The 14,518-nt window shown below is 67.2% G+C and carries 13 protein-coding genes; 12 read left to right on the top strand and 1 reads right to left on the bottom strand.

The window, feature by feature from the left end:
• Positions 1 to 260: 260 nt before the first annotated feature.
• The 11 genes from mqo to A7X97_RS10645 all read left to right on the top strand — a co-directional run bounded on the left by mqo (position 261) and on the right by A7X97_RS10645 (position 12,942).
• Entirely contained in the window at positions 261 to 1,952 is a 1,692-nt protein-coding gene (mqo, locus tag A7X97_RS10700; protein ID WP_072168682.1) for a malate dehydrogenase (quinone), read from the top strand.
• A gap of 330 nt (positions 1,953 to 2,282) precedes the next feature.
• The gene (locus A7X97_RS10695; RefSeq protein ID WP_088496415.1) at positions 2,283 to 4,490 is read left to right on the top strand and encodes a TonB-dependent siderophore receptor; all 2,208 of its coding nucleotides are present in this window, start codon (positions 2,283 to 2,285) and stop codon (positions 4,488 to 4,490) included.
• Positions 4,491 to 4,653: 163 nt separating this feature from the next.
• The gene (mdcA, locus tag A7X97_RS10690; protein WP_065185999.1) at positions 4,654 to 6,297 is read left to right on the top strand and encodes a malonate decarboxylase subunit alpha; all 1,644 of its coding nucleotides are present in this window, start codon (positions 4,654 to 4,656) and stop codon (positions 6,295 to 6,297) included.
• Between the two features lie 10 nt (positions 6,298 to 6,307).
• The gene (gene mdcC / locus A7X97_RS10685) at positions 6,308 to 6,628 is read left to right on the top strand and encodes a malonate decarboxylase acyl carrier protein (RefSeq protein WP_065178127.1); all 321 of its coding nucleotides are present in this window, start codon (positions 6,308 to 6,310) and stop codon (positions 6,626 to 6,628) included.
• Positions 6,625 to 7,533, top strand: coding sequence for a biotin-independent malonate decarboxylase subunit beta (locus A7X97_RS10680; protein WP_088496417.1), 909 nt, complete (start codon positions 6,625 to 6,627; stop codon positions 7,531 to 7,533). Before mdcC ends, A7X97_RS10680 begins: the two co-directional genes overlap by 4 nt.
• A gap of 2 nt (positions 7,534 to 7,535) precedes the next feature.
• Positions 7,536 to 8,240 (top strand): biotin-independent malonate decarboxylase subunit gamma, encoded by a 705-nt coding sequence (mdcE, locus tag A7X97_RS10675; RefSeq protein WP_065178163.1) that lies wholly within the window; start codon positions 7,536 to 7,538, stop codon positions 8,238 to 8,240.
• On the top strand, positions 8,233 to 8,874 hold the full coding sequence (gene mdcG, locus A7X97_RS10670) for a malonate decarboxylase holo-[acyl-carrier-protein] synthase (RefSeq protein ID WP_072168678.1): 642 nt from the start codon (positions 8,233 to 8,235) through the stop codon (positions 8,872 to 8,874). The genes mdcE and mdcG overlap by 8 nt, the downstream gene beginning before the upstream one ends.
• Positions 8,871 to 9,728 (top strand): triphosphoribosyl-dephospho-CoA synthase MdcB, encoded by an 858-nt coding sequence (gene mdcB / locus A7X97_RS10665; RefSeq protein WP_088496418.1) that lies wholly within the window; start codon positions 8,871 to 8,873, stop codon positions 9,726 to 9,728. Before mdcG ends, mdcB begins: the two co-directional genes overlap by 4 nt.
• Positions 9,725 to 10,645 (top strand): malonate decarboxylase subunit epsilon, encoded by a 921-nt coding sequence (mdcH, locus tag A7X97_RS10660; protein ID WP_111007905.1) that lies wholly within the window; start codon positions 9,725 to 9,727, stop codon positions 10,643 to 10,645. Before mdcB ends, mdcH begins: the two co-directional genes overlap by 4 nt.
• A 104-nt stretch (positions 10,646 to 10,749) precedes the next feature.
• Positions 10,750 to 12,117, top strand: a complete 1,368-nt coding sequence (locus tag A7X97_RS10655) for an SLC13 family permease (protein WP_088496420.1) — start codon at positions 10,750 to 10,752, stop codon at positions 12,115 to 12,117.
• Positions 12,118 to 12,222: 105 nt separating this feature from the next.
• A complete protein-coding gene (locus A7X97_RS10645; protein ID WP_072168674.1) occupies positions 12,223 to 12,942 on the top strand; it encodes a GntR family transcriptional regulator in 720 nt (239 codons plus the stop codon).
• A gap of 149 nt (positions 12,943 to 13,091) precedes the next feature.
• On the opposite strand, the gene A7X97_RS10640 is transcribed toward A7X97_RS10645, so the two are convergent.
• Positions 13,092 to 13,418, bottom strand: coding sequence for a hypothetical protein (locus A7X97_RS10640; protein ID WP_072168673.1), 327 nt, complete (start codon positions 13,416 to 13,418; stop codon positions 13,092 to 13,094).
• A gap of 151 nt (positions 13,419 to 13,569) precedes the next feature.
• On the opposite strand from A7X97_RS10640, the gene A7X97_RS10635 reads away from it, so the two are divergent.
• The gene (locus A7X97_RS10635) at positions 13,570 to 14,517 is read left to right on the top strand and encodes a nucleoside hydrolase (RefSeq protein WP_111007910.1); all 948 of its coding nucleotides are present in this window, start codon (positions 13,570 to 13,572) and stop codon (positions 14,515 to 14,517) included.
• The last annotated feature ends 1 nt before the right edge of the window (position 14,518 follow it).

Raw genomic sequence — 14,518 nt, 5'->3', positions numbered from 1 at the left:
TGACCCGGCTGCCTGCACTCCCGGGAAACGCCTTCGACGCCCCGCGGCCGGGCGGCATCGGCATCCGCAGGGACGGCCGCGTCGCCGGGCATGGCCTGGCGCTATGGTAGAGGACCGCCGACCGGATGCTGCGTTGCATCAAAAACGGACCGGATCCGGTTAGAATCGCACCTGGATGCGGCAAGGCGTTGTTTCTTCACGCCCTTTCCCTGCCCCACGCGCATCCTGACCCCTTCCCCTCCGCCAACGATCCCGCCCCCATGAAGAAATTTGGCAAGGCTCTTCTCGCCCTGCTCGTGCTGCTGTTGCTGGCCGCCGCGCTGTTCCTGTACTGGCCGCTGACCCAGCGCTCGGTGCCCGCCGCCAGCAACGACAAGCCCGTCGATGTGGTGCTGGTCGGCGCCGGCATCATGAGCATTACCCTGGCCACCTACCTGCAGGAACTGCAGCCGGACTGGAACATCCAGGTCTACGAACGCCTCGACGGCGTCGCCGGTGAAAGCTCCGACGGCTGGAACAACGCCGGCACCGGCCATTCGGCGTTCGCCGAACTGAACTACACCCCGGAACTGCCCGATGGCAGCATCGAGACCAAGCGCGCGGTCGGCATCGCCGAATCGTTCGAGGTCTCGCGCCAGTTCTGGTCGCACCAGGTGAAGGAAGGCCGGCTGAGCCAGCCCAGCGACTTCATCAACCCGACGCCGCACATGAGCTTCGTCTGGGGCGATGACAACATCGCCTACCTGCACAAGCGCCAGCAGGCGCTGGTGAAGAACCCGCTGTTCTACGGCATGCAGTACTCGGAAGATCCGGCACAGATCAAGCAGTGGGCGCCGCTGCTGATGGAAGGCCGCGACCCGAAGCAGAAGGTGGCGGCGACCTGGATGCCGCTCGGTACCGACGTCAACTTCGGTGTGATCACCCGCCAGCTGACCGCCGGCCTGCAGCGCAGCCCGAACTTCAGCCTGCACCTGAACCATGAAGTGACCGCGCTGCGACAGAACGCCGACAAGAGCTGGAACGTCACGGTGAAGGATCTCAAGGCTGGCACCGAAACCACCACCCACACCCGCTTCGTGTTCATCGGTGCCGGCGGCGCCGCGCTGAAGCTGCTGCAGATGTCCGGCATTCCGGAGTCGAAGGACTATGCCGGCTTCCCGGTCGGTGGCCAGTTCCTCGCCTTCCAGGGCCAGGACGTGACCTCGCGCCATGGCGTGAAAGCCTACGGCATGGCCGAGACCGGTTCGCCGCCGATGTCGGTGCCGCACCTGGATGCGCGCAAGCTGGACGGCAAACCGGTGGTCCTGTTCGGGCCGTTTGCGCTGTACAGCACCAAGTTCCTCAAGCACGGCTCGTGGTGGGACCTGTATTCCTCGGTGACCCACAACAACGTTGGCCCGATGCTGGAAGTGGGCAAGGACAACCTGGACCTGGTGCAGTACCTGATGGGCCAGGCGCGCCTGAACGATGCCGACCGCCAGGCCGAACTGGTCAAGTACTTCCCCAATGCCAAGCCGGGTGACTGGAAGCTGGTCACCGCCGGCCAGCGCGTGCAGATCATCAAGCGCGATCCGCTGAAGGGCCCGGTGCTGCAGTTCGGTACCGAGATCGTGACCGACAAGGACCACACCATCGCCGCACTGCTCGGCGCGTCGCCGGGCGCGTCGACCTCGCCGCCGATCATGCTGGACCTGATGGCCAAGGCCTTCCCGGACCAGATGAAGGCCGGTTGGGAAACCCGCCTGCGCGAGATCGTGCCGTCGTATGGGCGCAAGCTCAACGACAGCCCGGCGCTGGTGAACGAGATCCGTACGCTGACCAGCCAGACCCTGCACCTGCCGTACCTGGAGGTGCCGGTGGATGCGAACGCGGCGGTGCCGGCTCCGGCCGCTGCGGCTCCGGCTCCGGCGAAGGAAAAGCGCAATGCCAATGAGGAACTGCAGGCGCTGTAAGCCCGCGCGTTCCTTCGATGCAGACGGACGGCCACCTTCGGGTGGCCGTTCTCGTCTGGGCGGGCCACCGCCTGTAGAGCCGAGCCTGCGCTCGGCTGCTCTTCGCGGCTGCCAACAGCCGAGCATGGGCTCGGCTCAACAGGAAGCCTGCTGGATGCCGGAAAGCCTCTACGCAATGACGCGAATTGTAATCTTGTTAAGAATTATTTACATTTGCGTCCTGCGCAGTGATCGCGCCTCTCCAGAAGGACCTGACCGTGCCCGAAGCCGCCGCCCCGGGTGCTGGACGACTGTTGCCGCCCTTCCCCGTTTCCAAGCCTCGAGCCCACCATGCCCCTGCCTGTCCGTAACCGCCTGCCCCGCCGCGCGCTGCTGCCGGCTGCCCTGCTTTCGTCGCTGACCCTGCTGGTCACGCCCGCCGCGTTCGCCGCCACCGATGCCGCCGCCGATGCCAAGACCCTGGACCGGGTCAGCGTCCGGGCCGAGCGGTCCGCTCCGCCGGCCAGTACCACGCGCCTGCCGATCACCCTGCAGGAAACCCCGCAGTCGGCCACCGCGATCAGCCTGCAGCGCCTGCAGGACGAATCACTGTTCAGCATCAACGATGTGATGCGCAACGTGACCGGCGTCAGCGTGTCCTTCTATGACACGCAGCGCCCGCTGTACTACGCGCGTGGCTTCGCCATCACCGACTTCCAGGTCGACGGCATTCCCACCTACAGCGGCTCCACCAACCAGGAATACGACACCGCCTTCTACGACCGCATCGAAGTGATCCGCGGTGCCAACGGCCTGCTCAGCGGCGCCGGCGTGCCGTCGGCCACGGTCAACCTGCTGCGCAAGCGCCCCGGCAAGGAATTCGACGCGTCGTTCGCGGTCAGCGCCGGCAGCTGGGACTACCGCCGCATGGAAGCCGATGTCACCGCGCCGCTGACCGATGACGGCCGTTTCCGCAGCCGCGTGGTCGCCGCCTACACCGATCGTGGCCTGTATTACGACCGTTACGACGAGAACAAGATGGCCGGCATGGCGGTGCTGGAAGGCGATGTCACCGACAGCACCACCCTCACCCTCGGCTACCAGACCCAGGACAACAACCCGACCGGTTCGACCTGGGGCACCGTGCCGTTCTTCGACAGCCAGGGCAATTTCGCCCATCTGCCGCGCTCGACCAACCTGTCGCCGAAGTGGAGCTACTGGAAGCGCGAGAGCAACACCGCCTTCGCCAACCTGGAACAGCGCTTCGGCGACAACTGGCTGCTGAAGATCAACACCGCCTACACCCGCGGCAACGTGCAGAACGTGCGCCTGTACGGCACCGGCAACCCGGACCCGGTGACCGGCTCGGGCATCTTCCTGCGTGCGGCCGCCGGTGATTCGAAAGACACCCGCCGCAATGTCGATGCTTACCTGACCGGCAGCTTCCCGCTGTTCGGCCGCGACCACGACCTCACGGTCGGTGCCCAGTGGTCGGATCTGGAAGGGACCACGAACACCGTGGCGCTGAACTTCCCGAGCGACTGGGCAACGTGTGTCAGCGCCACGGGTGCACGCGAGCGCTGCTACTACATCCCCAACGTCTACAGCTGGAACGGCGATATCTCCGAGGTGACCTACCGCCGCACCGGCGCGCGCCGCGTGGCCAAGACCACGCAGAGTGGCGTCTATCTGGCCACCCGCCTGCACCTGGCCGATCCGCTGTCGCTGATCGCCGGTGCACGCCTGAGCCGGTGGGAAACCCTCACCCGCTCCTACAACGCCGCCGGCGCCTATACCGGCACCAGCGGTGCGTACAAGGTGAGTGATGAAGTCACTCCGTACGTGGGCCTGGTCTACGAGATCACCCCGAACGTGTCGGCCTATGCCAGCTACACCGAGATCTTCAATCCGCAGAACTACAAGGACCGCAACGAGAACCTGCTGGCGCCGGTGCAGGGCTCGAACCTGGAAGCGGGCATCAAGACGCAGTGGTTCGATGGCCGCCTGACCGCAAATGCCGCTGTGTTCGAGGCCAAGCAGGACAACTACGCGGTGCGTGACATGGGCGTGCCGGAGGGTTCGCTCAGCGACGGCAGCTCGGCCTACATCGGCGTCAACGGTACCAAGGCGCGTGGCTGGGAGATGGATATCAACGGCGAAATCCTGCCGGGCTGGACGGTCAATGCCGGCTACACCCACGTCAAGGTCACCCGCGCCGCCACCGACCTGCTGTACGCCAACCCGCCCAAGGACCTGCTGCAGCTCAACACGCAACTGCAGCTGCGCGGTGCGCTGGAACGCCTGAGCATCGGCGGTGGCCTGCAGTGGCAGAGCAAGGTGCAGGGCTACAACATCGCCTACCCGCTGGGCGGCACGGTGACCGTGAACCAGCCGGCGTACATGCTGGTGCAATTCAATGCCAACTACCGCATCAGCGACAGCTGGACTGCAACGCTGAGCGTGCGCAACGCGCTGGACAAGACTTACTGGGCCAACCTGGACTACAACAACTACGGCGAGCCGCGCTTCGTATCGGCCAGCCTGCGCTGGAAGTTCTGAGCCACCTGCGAACCGGTGGGTGCCGACCTTTGGTCGGCACACCCCACACCCCACACCCTGAATGGGCCCGCCTCCGCGCGGGCCCTTCTTTTTGCTGCACTGCAGGTTGTACCCACTTCGTAATTATGCCGTAATTATTTCAACACCCGTCGGAAGCCGGTCAATGAACCCGAGCTGGGATACGTTGGAACGCAGTCGCCAGGCCCGCCTGGAACGTGCCGCGCCGTGGGCCCGGGGACGCGAGGTCGCCAGCAGCGACGTCGGCGAGTTGCTGCACGCAGTGCTGGAGCCAGGCGACAAGGTCTGCCTGGAGGGCAACAACCAGAAGCAGGCCGATTTCCTCGCCCAGGCGCTGGCCGACCTCGACCCCGCCCGCGTGCATGACCTGCACATGGTGCAGTCGGTCCTCTCACTGCCCTCGCACCTGGACGTATTCGAGCGTGGCATCGCCTCGAAACTGGATTTCTCGTTCTCCGGCCCGCAATCGGTGCGACTGGCCAACCTGGTGGCCGAAGGGCGCATCCAGATCGGTGCCATCCACACCTACCTGGAACTGTTCGGCCGCTACTTCATCGACCTTACGCCGCGCGTAGCGCTGGTCGCCGCGCAGGCCGCCGACCGCCACGGCAATCTCTATACCGGGCCGAATACGGAAGACACTCCGGTGATCGTCGAAGCCACCGCCTTCGGTGGCGGCATCGTCATCGCCCAGGTCAACGAGATCGTTGACAGCCTCCCCCGCGTCGATGTTCCTGCGGACTGGGTCAACTTCGTGGTGCAGGCGCCGAAGCCGAACCATATCGAGCCGCTGTTCACCCGCGACCCTGCGCAGATCTCCGAAATCCAGGTACTGATGGCAATGATGGCCATCAAGGGCATCTACGCCGAGTACGGCGTGAATCGTTTGAATCACGGCATCGGCTTCGATACGGCCGCCATCGAACTGCTGCTCCCCACCTACGCCGAATCGCTCGGTCTGAAGGGAAAGATCTGCCAGCACTGGGCGTTGAACCCACACCCGGCACTGATTCCGGCGATCGAATCGGGCTTCGTCAGATCGGTGCATTCGTTCGGTTCGGAACTGGGCATGGAGAAATACATTGCCGCGCGGGGCGATGTGTTTTTCACCGGCGCCGACGGCTCGATGCGTTCCAACCGCGCGTTCTCGCAGACCGCAGGCCTGTATGCCTGCGACATGTTCATCGGTTCCACCCTGCAGATCGACCTGCAGGGCAACAGTTCCACTGCCACCCGCGACCGCATCGCCGGCTTCGGCGGCGCACCGAACATGGGCTCGGACGCGCGCGGCCGCCGCCATGCCAGCGAGGCCTGGATCAAGGCCGGCCAGCAGGCCGCACGCCCGGGCGAGATGCCACGCGGGCGCAAACTGGTGGTGCAGATGGTGGAAACCTTCCGCGAGCACATGGCCCCGGCATTCGTTGACCGCCTCGACGCCTGGGAACTGGCCGAACGCGCGAACATGCCGCTGCCGCCGGTGATGATCTACGGCGACGACGTCAGCCATGTGCTGACCGAGGAAGGCATCGCCAACCTGCTGCTGTGCCGCACCCCCGAGGAGCGCGAACAGGCGATCCGTGGCGTGGCCGGCTATACCGCCGTGGGCATCGGGCGCGACCGCGCGATGGTGGAGAACCTGCGCGACCGCGGCGTGATCCGCCGTCCCGGTGACCTCGGCATCTCCGTGCGCGATGCCAGCCGTGACCTGCTGGCGGCGCGTTCGGTGAAGGACCTGGTGCGCTGGTCCGGCGGTCTGTACGACCCGCCCAAGCGCTTCCGCAACTGGTAAGGGGCTGAGCATGGAAACCCTCGACTATCGATTCGAAGGCCGCACCGACGTGCCGTTCGCGCGCGATGCGGTGCTGGTGGGCGTGCTGGCGTCGGGCAACCTGGAAATCCTGCTGGAACCGGCGGCGCAGCAGGGCGCGATGACGGTGCGCGTCATCACCGCCGCGCAGGGCTTCGGCAGCATCTGGCAGGCGGTGATCAACGACTTCGCACAGCGTCATCCGCTGCGCGATGTGCGCGTCTCGATCAACGACGCCGGTGCGACCCCGGCCGTGGTCAGCCTGCGCCTGGACCAGGCTGTGGAAACCCTGCTGGCCGGAGGCGCGCCATGAACCACGTACAGCGCCACAGCTATTACGAAGCCGATGCGCGCGAGCGCATCGCCGGGCTGGTCGACGCTGGCTCGTTCCACGAGTTCCTCGGCCCGGCGCGACGGATGATGAGTCCGCACCTGGCCCAGCTCGACCAGCCGGCCGCGTTCGACGATGGCATCGTCGTCGGCGAGGCCAGGCTGCAGGGCAAACACGTGCTGCTGGCCGCACAACAGGGTGAATTCATGGGCGGCGGCGTGGGCGAAGTGCATGGCGCCAAGCTGACCGGGCTGCTGCGCCGTGCAGCGCACACCCGCCCTGACGGCGTGCTGCTGCTGCTCGATACCGGCGGCGTGCGGCTGCACGAAGCCAATGCGGGCCTGATTGCGATCTCCGAGATCATGCGCGCCACCCTGGACGCGCGTGCAGCGGGCGTGCCGGTGATCGCGCTGATCGGCAGCGGCAACGGCGCCTTCGGTGGCATGGGCATCGTTGCCCGCTGCTGCACCACGGTCATCATGTCCGAGGAAGGCCGGATGTCGCTGTCCGGACCGGAGGTGATCGAAACCGTTCGCGGCGTGGAAGAGTTCGACTCACGCGATCGCGCGCTGGTCTGGCGTGTGACCGGTGGCAAGCACCGGTACCTGATCGACCAGGCGCAGGTGCTGGTGCCCGATGCCCTTGAAGCATTCGCGCTGGCCGCGCGCGACGCGCTGCACCCCGATGCGGGCGGCACTGACCCGGATGCTGCACTGGCCGCATTGCAGGAACGCCATGCGGCCTTGAAGGCGCGCGTGCGGGCCTGGGGCGATTGCCGCGATGGCCTGGAGATCTGGGCGCGGCTGGGCATTGCCCACCCCGAACGCCTGCCACTGCTCGACACCGATGAATTCCTCACCGCCACCGGCGACCGGAGCCTGCCATGAGCATGCCGTTGCAGACACTGCTCGATGCCCTGTTTCCGCATGGGCATGCCATTGCGGTGAGCGATTCGGTGCTGACCGGCAGCGCCACCACCGACAACGGCGATGTGACTGTGATCGGCACCGCCAACAAGCTCGAGGTGGGCGTGGACCACGCACTGGCACTGGCCGAAACGGTGCTGGCCAGCACCGCCGCGCATCCGCAGCAACCGATCGTGATGCTGGTCGACACCGCCGGCCAGCGCCTGGCACGCCGCGACGAACTGCTCGGCATCAACGGCTGTTTCGCGCACCTGGCGCAGACGCTGGATCTCGCGCGTCGACGTGGCGCCCGACTGGTCACGCTGGTCTACGGTGAATCCGTCAGTGGTGGCTTCCTCTCGTTCGGGCTGATGGCCGACCACATCCATGCCCTGCCGGATGCGCAGGTGCGGGTGATGGACCTGCGCGCGATGGCCCGGGTGACCAAGCAGCCGCTGGATAAACTGCAGGCGCTGAGCCAGACCTCACCGGTGTTCGCACCGGGCGTGGAGAACTACGTGGCGATGGGTGCGGTGGAATCGTTGTGGGAGGGCAATCTTGCCCAGCACCTTCTGCAGGCCCTGCGCACGCCCGCCCATGGCGACCGCCGCGCAGTGCGCGGAGCCGAACGTGGCGGGCGCATGCTTGCCGCACGCGTGGCTGAAGCCGTGAGCCAGGGCGATGCCTGAGCGGCTGCCCCGACATACGCTGGTCTGGCTGTCAGCGCACGCCGGCTGGCAGGCGGACATCGCCGCGCATGAGTCGCGCTTGGCCGACTGGTTTGCACAGGGCCGGCCGGCCATCGTCGCGCGGCGTGCCGCCGACGATGCCGATCCACGCCTGCGTCTCGGCGTGCCGCTGCCGCCCGCCGAGGGCAAACTGCGCCTGGCCCTGCGCGTGCCAGCACACGATGTGCTGCGCACCACACCGCCGCCGGCACTCCAGGCGGTGCTGAAAGGCGACGTTCCGCAGGACTGGCGGCGGCCCCTTGAAGTGCTGCAGAACATCGCTGAGGCGCGCGTATTCGGTGCCTTCGCGTGGCAGCACCTTACTGGCCTGCGCTATGTGCACGCGCGCTCGGACGTCGATCTGCTGTGGCCGATCGACACCACCGCGCAGGCCGATGCCCTGGCTGCACGGCTACAGGCATGGGAAGCCGAACACGACCGGCGGGTCGATGGCGAGCTGTGCCTGGGCGGCGACGCCGCCGTGAACTGGCGGGAGTACGCCGGACGCAGCCGCGAGGTACTGGTCAAGCGCCTCGATGGTGCCGCACTGGAACTACGCGATGCGATGTTCGCCTCCGCCGGGGTGAGCGCATGACCGCCGTCGTGCAATCGGCAGTCAGGCCGGCAGCTGCCGTGGACAGCGCGCGCCTGGGGCGCCTCGCCGTCGCCAGCCTGCATGCGGAGCTGGCGCTGGCGCCCAAGCCCGGACTGGTCACGCCATTCGACAGCGGCAGCCATCACGACATGGACGCCGGCACATTCCTGCGCAGCCTGTTCGCGCTGCGCCACTATTTCACCGCCGTGGCCTGCCTCGGTGCAGCCGGGGCGGACTTCGACGCCTTGCGCCGATGTGGCATCGCAGCCGAAATCGCGATGCTGCGCGCAACCGCCGGCGTCAATACCCATCGTGGCGCGGTCTTCAGTCTCGGCCTGCTGGTGGCGGCCGCCGCGGCCTGTCGCTCCCGCCTGGACCATGCCGCCACGGGTGAGCAGGTCTGCCAGGAAGTGCGCCGCTGGTCTGCCGAGCTCGCCGACGCACCTCTGGATGCGAACAGCCCTGGCCAGCGCGCGCGCGCACGGCACGGCGTGCAGGGTGTGCGCGAACAAGCGGCCGCCGGCTATCCGCTGCTGCGCAGCGTGGCATTGCCTACCATGCGTCACGCGCTGGCCAGCGGCCTGCCACGCGAGGCCGCGATGTGCCAGACCCTGATGCAGCTGATCGCGTGCGTGGATGACCTCAACCTGCTGCACCGTGGCGGCACCGACGGCCTGCGCTGGGCCCAGCGGCAGGCCCGCACCTTCCTGGACGCGGGCGGCACCTTCGCGCCGGACTGGCGGACACATCTGCGTCGCATCGGTGATGGCTTCGTCGCGCGCCGGCTGAGCCCAGGCGGCAGCGCAGACCTGTTGGCCTGCAGCGGGTTCCTGCTGCTGCAGGAGCGCGCATGAGCCTGGCCCTGCTCTGCCCCGGCCAAGGCGCGCAGCACGCAGCGATGTTCGACCGCGTGCGCGATCTTCCGGCCGCGCGCCACACCCTTGATCGGGCCAGCACGGTGCTCGGCCGCGATGTGTTTTCCGCCGCGGTGGCCGACGACCGTTTCGACAATCCGCAGGCGCAACCGCTGCTGTGCGCGGCCACTCTGGCTCAGTGGCAGGGGCTGCGCGACAACGTGCCAACGCCGACGCTGGCCGCCGGCTACAGCATCGGCGAGTTGGCTGCGCATGCCATCGCCGGCAGCTTCGATGCGGCCACCTGCCTTGCCCTGGCGGCGCAGCGCGCGCAGTTGATGGACGGCGCCAGCCCCGCCGATGCAGGCCTGCAGGCGGTACTTGGCCTGGAGCGCCATGTACTGCAGCCACTGTGCGATCTGCACGGTGCGTACGTGGCCATCGCCAATGGGCAGGACCATTTCATCGTGGGCGGCACGCACGCCGCATTGCAGCGGCTGGCCGGTGCCGCACGGGCGCAGGGTGCCGGCATCCGTCCGCTGGCGGTGCACGTGCCTGCCCACACGCCGTTGCTGGCGGCGGCGGTCGCACCGTTCGCTGCCGCACTCGATGCCTCGCCGCTGCAAGCCCCACGCCTGCCGCTGCTGGCCGGCATCGATGCGCGGCCTGTGCGTGATCGTGCCACGGTGGTGCACACGCTGTCGGCGCAGCTGGCGCAGAGCATCGAATGGGCGCAGGTGATGCGCCAGGCCTTCGAGCGCGGCGCGCGGGTGTTCCTGCAGCTGGGCCCGGGCAACGCACTGGCGCGCATGGTCGCGCCGTCCTATCCGTGCTGCGAAGTGCGCGCGGTGGAAGAGTTCCAGAGCCTGGAAGGCGCCGCGGCGTGGGTCCGCAGTGCGCTGGAGCGGCTGCAGTAACGGGTTCCAGCAGTACGTATCACGCATCACGCAGTACGTCGCCTTAACCCGGGATGGCGGGTCTCCATCCGCGCTGTACGTGAGCCACGTGTCTGGGAGGGCGCATGAGTCCACAAATCGCAACGATCATCGGCCTGGTGATCATGTTCATCGTCGCCACGGCGATGCCGATCAACATGGGCGCGGTCGCCTTTGCGCTGGCCTTCATCATCGGCGGGCTGTGGGTCGACATGGGCGGCAAGGAGGTTTTGGCCGGCTTTCCCGGCGATCTGTTCCTGACCCTGGTCGGCATCACCTACCTGTTCGCCATCGCGCAGAAGAACGGCACCATCGACCTGCTGGTGCACTGGGCGGTGAAAGTGGTGCGTGGCCATATCGTGGCCATTCCGTGGGTGATGTTCGTGATCACCGCGGTGCTCACCGCGTTCGGTTCGCTGGGCCCGGCGGCGGTCGCGATCATCGGCCCGGTCGCGCTGCGCTTTGCCAAGCAGTACAACATCAACCCGCTGATGATGGGCCTGCTGGTCATCCATGGTGCGCAGGCCGGCGGCTTCTCGCCCATCAGCGTGTACGGCAGCATCACCAACGGCGTGGTGCAGAAGGCTGGGCTGGAAGTGACCGAGATGGCAGTGTTCCTGACCAGCCTGGGCTTCAACTTCATGATGGCGACGATCTGCTTCTTCGCCTTCGGTGGCATCGCCCTGCTGCGTCGCGGCTCGATCACCGCGGCAGGAACGATCGGCAATGCCGAACTGGCGATGGCCGGTGGCCCGCAGGCGTCGTCGCGCCAGTTCGCGATCGAAGGCCATGGCGCGCTGGTCGCAGCAGGCGGCGGCACGCTCAGCAATGATCCGGCGGCACTGGATGCGGTGGGCCTGACCCGCGAACGGTTGTTCACCCTGATCGGCCTGCTCGGCCTGGGCGTGGCCGCGCTGATCTACAACCTCAACGTCGGCCTGGTCTCGATCACCGTCGCGGTGGCGCTGGCGCTGCTGTCGCCACAAAGCCAGAAGGGCGCGGTCGATGGCATCAGCTGGTCCACCGTGCTGCTGATCTGTGGCGTGGTGACCTACATCGGCGTGCTGGAACATGCCGGCGCGGTGGACTTCATCGGCAATGGCGTGTCCGACATCGGCATTCCGCTGCTCGGCGCGCTGCTGGTCTGCTACGTCGGCGGCATCGTCTCCGCATTCGCCTCGTCGGCCGCAGTGCTGGGCGCCACGATTCCGCTGGCGGTGCCGTTCCTGATGCAGGGTCACCTCAGCGCCGCCGGCGTGATCTGCGCGCTGGCGGTGTCGTCCACCATCGTCGATGTCAGCCCGTTCTCCACCAATGGCGCACTGGTGGTGGCCTCGGCAGCCAAGGAGGAACGCGAGACCCTGTTCCGCCGCTTCCTGGTCTACAGCGGACTGGTGGTGGCGCTTGGACCGCTGCTGGCCTGGCTGGTATTCGTGGTGCCGGGCTGGATGTAACTACCCAACGGTAGTGCCGGCCGCTGGCCGGCAATCCCATGAAGCCATCCAGCGATCATGGGTTGCCGGCCAGCGGCCGGCACTACCTGGCGGTACACTTCCTCCATGGCCATTGCCCCTGCCCCGCGGTCACCGAAGAAGCGCGCACCTCTGTATGAAGAGGTGGCCGACCACGTGCGCGAGCGCATCTACGACTACCGGCTGCCGCCGGGCGAGTGGATCGACGAGCCCGCGCTGTGCGAAGAACTGGGCATCAGCCGCACGCCGCTGCGCGAGGCGTTGAAGCTGCTGGCCGCCGAAGGCCTGGTACAGATCGACGCAGGTCGTGGCAGCCGGGTCACCCGGCTGACGCTGGAAGACCTCAACCAGCTGTTCCCGGTAATGGCCATGCTGGAAGGCCGTTGCGCGCATGAGGCGGTGAAGCACATCGACGATGCCGGCGTGCAACAACTGGAGGCCCTGCATGCGGCGATGGAAGCGGCGGCGGCCGAGGGCAACATTGCCGAGTACTACCGCAACAACTACCTGATCCACGAAACCGTGCAGCATTACGCGGGCAATCCGTGGCTGATCCGCATCACCCACGACCTGCACCGCATCTTGAAGATGCATCGCGGCCGCCAGCTGCTGACCCCGGGCCGCACGGCGCAGTCGCTGGCCGAACACCGCGAGTTGATGGAGTGCTTCCGCCGCCGCGATGCGCAGGCTGCCGAACGCACCATGGAGCGCCATCTGCTCAGCCAGGGCCAGGCATTGGCCGCCTATGTGGCAGCGGGCGGGCTGTTGAACGTGCCAGCGCCCTTGCCGACCAAAGGCGGCGGTTGAGCGGATGAGGTTGCCGGCCAGCGGCCGGCACTACCGGCCGCAGCCAACCGATGTTCTGTAGCGTCGAGCCATGCTCGACTGCTTTCTTGCTCAGGCACGGCGGCGTTGAAGCGAAGAGCAGTCGAGCATGGCTCGACGCTACAGAGACCTCAATCGCCGCAGCTGCCGCCGTCACCGCTGCCACCGTCGCTGGCGCAGTCGGAGCTGCTGTGGCTGTGATGGCTGTAGCTGTCGCCGGATTGGCCGCCCGGATGATCGTAGCCACCGCCGAAACTGTTGTCGCCCCGGATCCCGGAGCCATCGGCCGTAGCCACCGCCATGCACAGGATGGCGCCGACCAGGGGAAGCAGCCAGACCATCAGCAACTGCACCGTCCGACCGCCCGTCGACAGCCCATCACGCCTGCCGATCACCACGGTAGCCACCACGTTCAAGCCCAGCACCAGCAGGACCAGCAGAAGGGCAACGATCAGCATTCGGCGACACCATGCCTGGACTGGGGGCATTATGGCCTGCCACCCCGGCAATGGCCCTGCCTGTCATGAAGATGGGACAATGTGGGGGTGTGCCGGCCTGCCCCTGGCCGCCGGCGCCCCTCGCACCACACGGAAGAAGAAGAACAACAACATGCTGAAAGTCATTTTCGATACCGACCCGGGCGTCGACGACGCCCTGGCCCTGCTGTACCTGCACAAGCACGCCCAGATCGACCTGATCGGTGTCACCACCACCTTCGGCAATGCCTCGGTGGAGTCGACCACGCACAACGCGCTGTACCTGAAGCAGGCCTGGGGCTTCGCCGCCCCGGTCGCGCGCGGTGCCGACGGCCCGCTGCAGCCGGAAGCCATCCCGGAAGCGTGGCCGGTGCACATCCACGGCCACAACGGCCTGGGCAACCACCCGGTGCCGGCCAGCCTGGACGTGGCCGCCGATGCCCGCCCGGCCCATCAGCTGATCATCGATCTGGTCCGCGCCCATCCGGGCGAAGTGACCCTGGTCGCGGTCGGCCGCATGACCAACCTGGCCCTGGCCCTGCAGCAGGCCCCGGACATCGCCGGCCTGGTACGCGGCGTGGTGATCATGGGCGGCGCCTTCCACGTCAACGGCAACATCACCCCGGCCGCCGAGGCCAATATCTGGGGCGATGCCGAAGCGGCCGACGTGGTGTTCACCGCCAGCTGGCCGGTCACCGCGATCGGCCTGGACGTGACCACCCGCGTGGAAATGGACCGTGACGGCCTGGATAAGCTGGCCGCCATCGGCGGTGCCGACGCAGAGCTGGTCCGTGCGCTGTCGCAGGATTACGTCGACTTCTACCTGCAGGCCGGCCACAAGGGCATGGTCGTGCACGACTGCTGCGCATGCATCGCGCTGACCCGCCCGGAACTGTTCCAGTTCGAGCGCGCCAGCGTGCGTGTGGCCACCGACGGCGTTGCCCGCGGCATGACCATTCCCAAGCCGGAAGGCCTGGCATTCGGCCCCAGCGTGTGGGACGGCCACGTGGTGCAGTCGATCGCCATCGGTGTGGATGCGGCCGCGGTACTGGCCGACATCGAGCAGACCCTGAAGGTCTGAC

Origin of the sequence: Stenotrophomonas sepilia, assembly GCF_003244875.1 — a bacterium.
Lineage (GTDB): Bacteria > Pseudomonadota > Gammaproteobacteria > Xanthomonadales > Xanthomonadaceae > Stenotrophomonas > Stenotrophomonas sepilia.
The sequence above is the reverse complement of the archived record's forward strand: the minus strand, read 5'-3'. Positions and strand labels throughout refer to the sequence as shown.